Genomic DNA, 7,654 nt, shown 5'->3' on the forward strand with positions numbered 1-7,654 from the left:
CCCGATTCTACGAGGCGCCCCCGGGGCGCACGCCCGGCGCTGGGGTGCATGCCCCGCCACCGGGCTCGCCCCTCCCCTCGACACTCCCGTAAGGAGTAAATACCCTTACGGTCATGACACACTGGCTGCTGGATCGTACGTTCCGCACGGCGTCGGGGGACGAGGTGCGCTGGGCCGCCCTCGGGGAGCGGTCAGCCGGCGCGCCGCCGGTGGTGCTGCTGCACGGCACGCCGTTCTCGTCGTACGTCTGGCGCGGCATCGCGCGGGCGCTCGCCGCGCACCACCGGGTGTTCGTCTGGGACATGCCCGGCTACGGCGCCTCCACGCAGCGGGACGGCCAGGACGTCTCGCTCGCCGCGCAGGCCCGGGTGTTCGGCGAGCTGCTGGCGCACTGGGAGCTGGACCGGGAGGCGTCCCGGCCGGCCGTGGTCGCCCATGACTTCGGCGGCTGCGTCGCGCTGCGGGCCCATCTGCTGCACGGTGCGCGGTACGCCCGGCTGGCGCTCGTCGACCCCGTGGCACTGGCTCCCTGGGGCTCCCCCACCTACCGCCTGCTGGGCGCCCACCCCGGCGTCTTCGGACAGCTGCCGTCGGAGCTGCACCGGGCGCTGGTGCGGGCGTACGTCTCCTCCGCGAGCCGTCCGGGCCTGCGTCCGGAGGTCCTCGACCGGCTGGTGGAGCCGTGGTGCACGGACGCCGGGCAGCCGGCGTTCTACCGGCAGATCCAGCAGAACGACCAGCGGTTCACCGACGAGATCCAGGACCGTTACGGCGAACTCGACCTGCCGACGCTGATCTGCTGGGGCGCCGAGGACACCTGGATCCCGGCCGCGAAGGGACAGGAGCTGGCGGCCCGCATCCCCGGCGCGCGGCTGCACCTCATCGAGGGCGCGGGCCATCTCGTCCAGGAGGACGCGCCCGCGGAACTCACCGCGGCGCTGGCGGACTTCCTGCGTCCGGGCGGCCCGGCTACGGCGCGAGACGGCGGCTGAGGTCGCGGACCACGCCGGCCGCGTCGGCCGCGCCGGCACCCCGCTCCCCCGGTGCCGCGGCGGACATCGCCGACTCCAGCTCGGCGCGCAGCCGGCTGAGCTCGGCCCGCCGCACCCGGCTCGTCCGTTCGAAGTCGGCGATATGACCCGCGAGTTCCGCTTCCAGCGCTTCAAGCGATGCGAGCGCTTCGAGGCCCCGGCCCCCGGAGGAACCGGCCGGATCGCCGTGGCCCGGCTCCGCCCGGCCACCGTCGGCGACCTGGAGCCGGAGCTGGTCGCGGAGGGTGCGGACGGCCGCGGTCAGCTCGCGCAGGGCCGTGCCGGTGCTCGCGGCGTCCGCGGTGCGCGACACGGCCGCGGCACGCGCCCCGCCCGCCCCCGGCCGCACCGCCACGGACGCCCTCTCCCCCACCAAGGCGCGCACCTCGGCGGCCTCCGGGGCGCCGAACTCCTCGTAGACGGCGAGCGCTTCGCGCCAGTGCCCCTGGGCGCTCCGCCTGCGGCCCAGCGCGGTCTCGGCCTGCCCCAGCACGGTCAGCGCGTCGGCGCGCCAGCGCTCACCGCCCGGCACCAGCAGCCGCCCGGCGGCGTCCTGCGCCGCGGCCACCGCGTCGCCGGGCCGGATCAGCGCGACCATCTCCGCGGCCATCCGGCCACGGGTGCGGCCCGCCCACAGGCGCTGGCGGCCCTCCTCGAAAAGCGGCAGCGCCTGGAAGAGTTCGCGCAGCGCATCGGCGTGCCGGCCGGCCGCCGACAGCGCCTCGGCCAGGGCGTACCGGGCGTGCGCGAGGCCCGGGGAGCCGTCGCCGGAGGTGCGGTGCAGGCCCACGCCGCGCTCGGCGAACAGGACGGCGTCGCTGCTGCCGGTCGCCGCCCAGACCCGGGCGAGCGCGCCGAGCACGCTGGCCTCGCCCAGCCGGTCGCCCCGGCCGCGGCAGCGCTCCCAGGCCGCGGTGAGGTGCCGCTCGGCGTCGTCGTGCCGGCGTTGGTGGAGGGCGATCATCCCGGCCGCCAGCGGGGCGCGGAACAGCGCGAGGGGGTCGTTCGCCGCCCGGGCGAGGCGTACCGCCTCCCGGGCCTCCCGTTCGGCGCGGGCGAACCGCCCGACGGCGGCCGCGCACTCGGCGAGCGCGACCCGGGCCCGGGCCTCGGCGCGGGCGTCGCCGCCCATGGCCGCCCGGGCCGCCACCGCGGCCGCGGCCGGTTCGAACGCGGCGGCGTGTGCCCCGCAATCCGCCGTCACCTGCGCGAGCAGCAGCAGATCGGCGGCGCTCCGGACCAGCTTCGGGGCGTCCGCCACGGCCTGCCGGACGAGCGCGAGCGCCGGCGGTGTCTCCTCGGTCCACACCTCCAGGGCGCGGGCGGCGTCCGGGAGGTCCGGCAGACCGGCCGCCGAGGCACGGACGAGGTCCTGCGGCATCCGCTCGCCGGGGTGGCAAAGAGCGTGCACCTGCCGCCCCAGGGCCACGTACCAGGTCAGCAGCCGGGAGAGCGCCCGGGTACGCTCCTCCTCGGACAGCTCCGACCTCAACTCGCGTACGAGTGGGCGTAGTTGGCCCGCGTGACCGTAACGGCCGGGGGCCGTCTCCCTCAGCGCGCCGGCCGTCAGCAGCTCCTCCCGCAGCTCCCGGCCGCGTTCCTCCGGGGCGTCGAGCAGGGCCGCCGCGGCACCGGCCGAGAGGTCCGGTCCCTCCGGTACGGCGAGCAGCCGCAGGGCCCGGCGCGCGTCCGGGGTGAGCCGGTCGTCGAGCATCCGGAGCGCGGGCTGCCCCGGCGACGTCCCGGAAGGAGTCCCGGCCACGGGCGCGGCCGCCTCCGGGGGGTACGTCTCCGCCAGGAGCTCGCTCCACCACCGCGCGAGCCGGACCCGCTGGGCCGCCGCGTACGGCCCGGGCACCCCGGCGAGCGGTTCGCCGTCCCACAACTCCAGTGCGGCGTCGCGCAGTCGGCGGGCCTCCTCCGGGTCCCGGGCGGCGCGCGCCCGCGCGATCAGCCGCTCGGCCTCGTCGAGGTCGAGGGCGGGCGGGCCGCCGTCGGGGCCGCGCAGCGCATAGCCATCGCGCTCGCCGACGAGGAGCTCTCCGTCCTCGCCGAGCGCCCGGCGCAGCCGCGCGGCGTACGTGCGCAGCGCGGCCCGCGCGGCGGACGGGGGCTCGTCCCCCCAGAGGTCGGTGACGAGTTCGGACGCGGTGGCCCGGCGTCCCCGGCGGAGCAGCAGCGCGGCGAGCAGGGCGCGCTGCTGCGGGGAACCGAGCGCGAGGGGGGTCTCCCCGCGCCGGGCCCGTACCGGTCCCAGGACCGTGAAGCGCAGTTCCGCGGGCGGCGGGGCGGGCAGCACCGCGCGGAGCGGCTCCGGGCGGCGGCCGGTGCGCGGGCCCGGCACCGCGCCGCCCATCCGCTCCAGCACCGGGCTGGCGAGGACGGCGAACGCGCGCGCCGAGGCGTCCAGTCGCAGCTCGCCCTCGTCGTCGCCCATCAGCACGGGGAAGTCCGGCAGCCGTCCCATGTACGGCTCCAGGGAGCGGCCGACGGCCTCGACGACCTCCACGGCCTGTTCGGTGCCGAGCCCGCTGAACAGCAGCTCGCGCACGCCCGGCCGGAAGTCGTAGACCGGCTGGGCCGGCCGGCCCGGCGGGGGCGCGCCCAGGGCCCGGTCCAGGGCCCGGACGGCGGTCGCGTCCGCGGTCCGGTCCGTGCGCTCCAGCAGGCCGCCGAGCAGGATCTCCGCGACATGGGTGGGGCTCGCGTCGCGCATCGTGGCCGCCCGCACCAGCTGCATCAGCGGCGTGGTCAGCGGACGGATCGCGGAGAGGCGGACGGCGAGGCGGTAGGCCTCCGGGGAGAACGCGCCGCGGAAGTGGGTGAGCAGGTCCTCGGCGCTGCCGTGAGGCGGGGCCGGCGGGGCGGGCTGCGGCGTCCCGGCCAGCAGGGCGGTGTCGATCAGGTGCGGCACCCCGGGGCGGGTGAGCAGTCCGACCCACTGCTCCAGTGCGGACGCGGTGGGGTGCAGCACGGGCAGCGCGAACAGCCCCGCCGCCTCCGGGTCGCGCTCACCGCTGAGCGGGTCGCACACCACCAGCCGTCCGGGCGGATCGAACTCGCCCGGCGCCGAGAGGAGTTGGGGGCGGGCGTCGAGGGCCGTACCGCGCCACAGCCGGCGCGGGAGGGGGTTGATCACGGCCACCGGTCCGCCCCGTCCGCACGCGGTCAGGGCCGGTACGGCCTGCGGTCCGCGCCAGCCCGGGTCCGTACCGTCGGTGAGGACGAAGGTGACCGTCGTGCCCCCGGAGCGGCGGCAGGGCAGCGGGCCGCGGGGGTCGATCGCCCGTACCCGAACGGAACGGAACACCGCGCTCCGGACGAGCAGCGTCCGCAGCTCGGCGGCGAGCGAGCCCCACACCTGCATGGCCGCGGAGGTGTCCACCCACAGCTCGGCCGACCAGTGCCGTTCCCGGTCGGGCCGGGAGACGACGTCGAGGAAGCCGGTCTCGGCGGTGAGCCGGACGGTCGCCTCCACGTCGGGGACCGTCCGGTGCGGGTGCGCACGGGTCCGCCGCAACGGGCGCAGCGCACCGCCCAGTTGGCGGGCGTCGGGCAGCGCCCGCCCGCCGGGCACCCGCGCGGGCCGGGCCCGCCCGCCGTCCGGCCCGCCGCCCTGGCTGCCCATGGCGTAGAGGGCGCGGCGGGGCGGATCGGAGGGGGCGAGCGGGTCGGCGTGCTCGGCAGGGCCGTCAGGGTCCGCGGGCCCGGCGGGCCGCTCCGGGGCGGTGGTACCCGCCGCGGTCCGGGCGCCGCCGGCCGCTTCGTCGGCCTCGTCACCCCCGGCGGCCTCGCCGGCATCCTCGTCAACGGCCCCCGGCTCCCCGGCCGCCCGCTCCGGATCCCCCGGCTCGCCCCGCTGCGGCCCGTTCGCCGCACGCCCCTCCCCCTCCATCGCCCGTGCCAGCCACAGCACGTCGAGGAGTTCGGTGGCCGCGAGGTCGTACCCGGCGGCCGCCAGCGCCCGGCGCAGTCGGTCCATCATGGCGACAGCGGTTCGTCGAGGCGGTGCAGGACGGCGGCGAGCAGCTCTTCCTTGCCGAGGTCGGCGCCGCTGATCCGCAGATGGACCGCGGCCAGCAGCTGGTCGGTGGCCAGGGTCTGGGTCTTCGCGCGCTGGTGGAAGACCTCGATGAGGTCCTCGGCGGCGGCGACGGCCTCCTCGCCCAGGTTGTGTTCGATGATCTTCCGCAGCCGGTCGCCGGTCGGTTCGGGCAGGTCGAGCCGTACGCAGCGGCGCATGAAGGCCGGCGGGAAGTCCCGTTCGCCGTTGCTGGTCATGATGACGATCGGGAAGTGGGCGCAGCGCACCACCCCGCGCCGGACCGTCACCCGCTCCCGGCTCCCGCTCAGGCGGACCTGCACCTCCTGCTGGTGCTCGGGCAGCCGGGCCAGCTCCGGGATCTCGAACTCGCCCTCCTCCAGCACCACCAGCAGGTCGTTGGGCAGGTCGAGGTCGGCCTTGTCGAGCTCGTCGACGAGCAGGACCCGGGGGCGGTCGGCGGCGAGCGCGCTGCCCAGCGGGCCCAGGCGCAGGTACTGGCCGATGTCGCCGGCGCCGGTGGCGCGGCGGGACCGGGGGCGGCGCGCGGAGCCGCGGGCCGCCTCGCGCTCGCGGCGCAGCGACGCCTCGCGGAGCCGGCCCACCGCGTCGTAGCGGTAGAGGGCGTCCTGGAGGGTGGAGCGGCTGTTGACCGACCAGCGGAGCACCTCGCCGAGGCCCAGTTCCTCGGCGACCGCGCGGGCCAGCGAGCTCTTGCCGGCGCCGGGGCGGCCGGTGACCAGCAGCGGGCGGTGCAGGTGCAGGGCGGCGTTGACGACGGAGATCTCGTTGCGCTCCAGGAGGTAGGGCGCGCGGGGTGTCGTGCCGCGGGTGGCGGTCAGGTGCCGCCAGGGCGGTGGGGCGGGCAGCTCCGCGGGGCCGCGGAAGACCCACCAGTCCTCCGGCCGCTCCGCGGGGTTGTCGTACCCGTCTGTCGTGCTCTGTCCGGTCACCGCGCGTTCTCCTCGTTCCTTGCTGCGTCCGCGCCCCGGCTCTCCCGCCCCGCGGGGTGTGCCTGCCGTTCCGGGGTGCTCATGGCTGGGTCAGTACCCAGGCGTCGGGGGCGAGTTGCGGGGGCCGGTGGTCCGGGGCGTCGTAGAGCAGGGACAGTTTGCGGCCGTGGTGGGTGGAGCTCTCGGGTTCGGCCATCGCCTTGGCCCGTTCGAGCCGGACGATCTCGGGGACCTCGGTGTGGTCCGCGCCGTCCACCAGGGCCAGCAGGTCCTGGGCGAGGTGCTCGCCGTGGTCGGCGCGGTGCCACAGGACGGTGTGCACGCCCGCCTGGACGCACTGGCGCAGCAGCGTGCCGTGGTGGCTCGGCGGGCAGCAGACGATCACCGTGCCGGCGTCGCGGTGGACCTCCAGCTGGGCGCGGGCGACCTTGCGGTCGGTGTGCCGGTGGTCGAGGACCAGCCGCTTGGCGTGCGGCAGGGCGGCGGTGCGCTGCTTCCAGCCGGCGTAGCTCTCCCGTGAGCGCTCGGTGGTGCGGACCACGACGCGGCGGGTGATGCCCGGGGCGAACGGCCCGTCCTCGTCGCTGTCCGGTGATTCCCAGGCGTCGACGTCGAGGCCCAGCCAGGCGCACGGGAGGAAGTACTCCACCAGGGCGGTCTCCGGGTCCTCCCGCACCTCGGTGCGCAGTACCCGGCGGATGTCGTCGACCACCTGCTCGCTGCCCGCCTCGGTGTCCCGGACCAGCGCGAGCCGGTGCGGCCGGCCGTCGGCGAAGGTCCAGATCTGGTACGTGAAGCGGCGGCCGGTGGGGGCCGGCAGCAGCTCCACCTGGACGCGCGGGGCGAGGGCAGGCCCGCGGACGGCGGTGGCCGCCGGCCCGGGCGCGGTCACCGGCGCGGGGGCCGCGGCGGCCGTCACATCGGCACGGAACTGGCTGATCGCGGCCTCGTCGACGCCGGACCGGGCGGCCACCCGCTCCACCCAGGCGTCCAGGTCGTCGGCCGGATACGGGCCGGCCGCCCGCTCCTCGACGCTGATCCGCACCACCCCCTGGAGCAGCGGGGGCACCGGGGCGCCGGTGGTGGAGCCGAAGCCCTCCAGGGCGTCGACGGCGTCGGCGAGGCCGGTGACGGCGGGGAGTTCGGGGGCGTGCGGCAGCACCCGGGCGAGGAGGGCGCGGGGGTCGGTGCGGGTGCAGTGCGCCAGCAGGCCGGCCAGGTCCCGGCGCTGACGGGTGGTCAGGTATTCGCCGGGGCGGACCGTACGGGCCGCGCGGCGCAGCCGCTCCCAGTCCTCGCGGGCGCCGTAGGGGCCGGGGCGGTGATGGAGGTCGTACGGGTCGGGTGGCGCGAGGGGCTCCTGGTCGCGGACCACGTCGAGGAGTTCGGGGAGGCCGCGGCGGACGCTCACCGCGAGACCGACCAGCCGCTCCAGATCGGCGGCCGGGCCCGCCGAGGCCCGGCCGAGCCGGGCGGCGAGCCGCCGCTCGCAGTCCACCGCCTCACGGCCCTTGAGGACCCGTTCCAGCGCGGTGAGCAGCTGCTGGACGCCGCGGCGGGCGGTGGGCACCGCGGAGTTCGGGGTCACCCTCGGCTCGGATCTGCGCCTCGGGGTCTTCACCGGCAAC

Annotated in this window: 3 protein-coding genes and 2 pseudogenes; 1 reads left to right on the plus strand and 4 read right to left on the minus strand. The window is 77.4% G+C overall.

From position 1 onward, the window contains the following. Positions 1-113 precede the first annotated feature (113 nt). On the plus strand, positions 114-992 hold the full coding sequence (locus V2J85_RS19205) for an alpha/beta fold hydrolase (protein WP_330822288.1): 879 nt from the start codon (positions 114-116) through the stop codon (positions 990-992). A 1,837-nt stretch (positions 993-2,829) separates the two neighbouring features. On the opposite strand, the pseudogene V2J85_RS41370 reads toward V2J85_RS19205, so the two are convergent. From V2J85_RS41370 to V2J85_RS19220, 4 genes and pseudogenes are all read right to left on the minus strand, one after another. Next, positions 2,830-3,387 (minus strand): annotated as a pseudogene (locus tag V2J85_RS41370) (AfsR/SARP family transcriptional regulator); the annotation flags it as partial. A gap of 117 nt (positions 3,388-3,504) precedes the next feature. Next, positions 3,505-5,016 (minus strand): annotated as a pseudogene (locus V2J85_RS41375) (SAV_2336 N-terminal domain-related protein); the annotation flags it as partial. Next, positions 5,013-6,026, minus strand: a complete 1,014-nt coding sequence (locus V2J85_RS19215) for an AAA family ATPase (protein WP_261955579.1) — start codon at positions 6,024-6,026, stop codon at positions 5,013-5,015. The gene V2J85_RS19215 and the pseudogene V2J85_RS41375, both read right to left, overlap by 4 nt. A 79-nt stretch (positions 6,027-6,105) precedes the next feature. Then, positions 6,106-7,654: VMAP-C domain-containing protein (locus V2J85_RS19220; RefSeq protein WP_330822290.1), on the minus strand; the 1,549-nt coding region annotated here is incomplete at its 5' end.

The organism is Streptomyces bugieae (assembly GCF_036352915.1).
Lineage (GTDB): Bacteria > Actinomycetota > Actinomycetes > Streptomycetales > Streptomycetaceae > Streptomyces > Streptomyces endophytica.